Origin of the sequence: Bacillus pretiosus, from assembly GCF_051294775.1 — a bacterium.
Classification (GTDB): domain Bacteria; phylum Bacillota; class Bacilli; order Bacillales; family Bacillaceae_G; genus Bacillus_A; species Bacillus_A wiedmannii.
Genome location: NZ_JBPPHF010000118.1, coordinates 1 through 317 on the forward strand (window position 1 = coordinate 1; position 317 = coordinate 317).

Sequence of the window (317 nt, forward strand, 5' to 3'; positions counted from 1 at the left end):
TCACCATATTTGCTGTACGAACGTCATCTAATGCAAGTACGCCTTCCTCATCTAACATATGGATTGAATCTTTCGCCATCTTCACAGCACCTTCAACAAACTCTTTTCTAGCAGCTAATACTGCTTTTGCTTGTTGACGTTGTAGCATTGCATGGGCAATTTCTGTTGCGTAAGCTAAATGTGTTAAACGAGTTTCTAATACTTCTACGCCAGCGATTTCAAGGCGCGCTTCTAACTCACTGTTTAATTCTTCAGAGATTTCGTCAGTATTTCCTCGTAACGTGATGCTAGTTTCATCTTGGAAATTGTCATAAGGA

The 317-nt window shown here is 40.1% G+C and carries 1 protein-coding gene; it reads right to left on the reverse strand.

Translation table 11 applies throughout. The features are described from left to right. A partial coding sequence (locus ACSG5Z_RS30110; protein ID WP_435712770.1) for an SPFH domain-containing protein occupies window positions 1-317 on the reverse strand: 317 nt, incomplete at both ends.